The following is a 2306-nucleotide window of genomic DNA, read 5'->3' on the forward strand; positions in this document are numbered from 1 at the left end:
TCCATCACCGCGTCGATCGACTGGGCGATGAATTCGGTGGGGTTATAGATGACGCGATATTCGAGGCCCTTGGGGAAGCTTTTCGATGCCGCCGCCATTTCGGCCTCGACCGCCTGCGCCGCGGCGAGTGCGTTCGAACCCGGGCGCTGGAAGGTCGCCATGATCACGGTGGGATCGCCCGAGAGATAGGTGTTGCTGTTATAATCGGAGGCGCCGAGTTCGACGCGCGCGACGTCGGAGACGCGGACCTGCCGCCCGTCGGCATCGGTACGGATGACGATATTGGCGAAGTCCTTGGGATCGGTCAGGCGGCCCTGCGTTTCGACGCTGAGCTGGAAGCTGCTGCCATTGGCATGCGGCGGCTGGCCGAGCGAACCCGCGGCGACCTGCACATTCTCACGCCGCAGCGCGGCGACGATCTCACCCGCGGTCAGGTCGAGCGCGGCGGCGCGGCCGGGGTCGATCCACACGCGCATCGCATAGTCGCGATTGCCGAACAGGCGCACGTCGCCGACGCCGTCGATACGGCTGAGGCGATCGCGCAGCTGGGTCAGCGCATAGTTGGAGATGTACGCGCGATCGAGCGACTTGTCGGGGGAGACGAGGTTCACGATCAGCAGGAAGTCGGGCGAGGTCTTGCGCGTCACCACGCCCAGCCGCTGCACCGTTTCGGGCAGGCGCGGGGTCGCGATCGCGACGCGGTTCTGCACCAGCACCTGCGCGGCATCGAGGTCGGTGCCGATCTTGAAGGTCGCGGTGATCGTGACGACGCCGTCGCCGGTCGACTGGCTGCTCATATAGAGCATATTGTCGACGCCGTTGATTTCCTGCTCGATCGGCGCCGCGACGGTGTCGGCAACGGTTTCGGCCGACGCGCCCGGATAGGTCGCGGTCACGGTCACCGTCGGCGGGACGATGTCGGGATATTGCGAGACGGGCAGGCCGATATAGGCGACCGCACCGACGATGGTGATGATGACGGCGAGCACGGCGGCGAAGATCGGCCGGTCGATGAAAAAGCGGGATAGGCGCATGGGAGAGCCCCTGTCTGAAAACAACTCTGGTCATCCCCTCCCGCCTGCGGAAGGGGCAGCGAGCCCCGGACTTGATCCGGGGCGCAGCGGGGTGGGCCATTGAGACGGAGCTGGCCCACCCCCAACCCCTCCCGCAAGCGGGAGGGAAGAAGAAAGATCACTTCGAAAAGGTCGCCTGCGCCGACACCGGTTCGGCTGCAGCAGCGGCCGACTTCTCCGCCGTCGCGGCGATCTTACCGGCCTTCGTCACCGCCTTGGTGCCGGGCCTTGCGAACTGATAGCCGGTGATGACGACGCGGTCGGTCGGCGTCAGCCCCGCACGGATCACGCGCAGGCCATCGACTTCGGGGCCAAGCTCGACCGGCTTCGCCGCGACCATGCCGTCCTTGCCAACGACATAGACGATCTTGCGCGCCTGGTCGGTCTGCACCGCCGCGGCGGGGATCAGCAGCGCGCGCGCCGTCTGGCCGGTCGACAGCCGCATGTTGCCGAACATGCCGGGGGTCAGGAACATTTCGGGATTGCGGAAGCTGGCGCGGGCGCGGATCGTGCCCGAGCGCGGGTCGAGGCCATTGTCGGTGAAATCGAGCTGGCCCTTCCAGCGATAGTCGCTTTCGTCCTGCAGGCGGACTTCGACCGCCGCGCCCTTGTCGCCGCCTTCGCGCTTGGTCTTGAGGAACAAAGCTTCGGATCCCTGGAAGGTGAAGTAGACGGGATCGAGCGCGTTGATCGTCGTGAGCAGCGTGCCGCCGGCGTCGCCCGCCGACACGAGGTTGCCCGCGTCGATCTGGCGGTCCGAGATGCGGCCGCTCAGCGGCGCACGGACGGTGGTGAATTCGACGTCGAGCGAACGCGCCGCGATGCGGGCATCGGCCCCCGCGAGTGCGGCATTGGCCGCGTTGACGCGCGCGCGCAGCCGGTCGATCTCGCTCTGCGACACCGCCTCGACGTCGACGAGGCGCCCGGCGCGTTCGAGTTCGAGCCGCGCGAGCGCGAGATCGCTGCGCGCGCTGGCGGCCGACGCGCGCGCTTCGGCGAGCGCGGCGCGATAGGGACGCGGATCGATGGTGAAGAGCGGCTGGCCCTGGCGGACGATCTGGCCGTCGGTGAAGTGGATGCCGGTGATCGCGCCCGAGACGCGCGGGCGCACTTCGACGGCTTTGCTCGCCTCGAAGCGGCCGATATATTCGTCCCACAGCGTCACGTCGCGCGCGATCGGCGCGGCGACGGTGAGCACGGGCGCGGGCGCGGCGGCGGCCTGCGGCGCGCCAT

2 protein-coding genes are annotated in these 2306 nt (G+C 68.3%); both read right to left on the reverse strand.

What is annotated here, in order from left to right; genetic code table 11:
• On the reverse strand, positions 1–1034 hold a 1034-nt coding region (locus tag VJ811_RS12115), incomplete at its 3' end, for an efflux RND transporter permease subunit (RefSeq protein ID WP_324072647.1).
• 157 nt (positions 1035–1191) lie between these two features.
• Positions 1192–2306, reverse strand: a 1115-nt coding sequence (locus VJ811_RS12120) for an efflux RND transporter periplasmic adaptor subunit (RefSeq protein ID WP_324072649.1), incomplete at its 5' end; no start/stop codon positions are given.

The organism is Sphingopyxis sp. (assembly GCF_035250425.1).
Classification (GTDB): Bacteria; Pseudomonadota; Alphaproteobacteria; order Sphingomonadales; family Sphingomonadaceae; genus Sphingopyxis.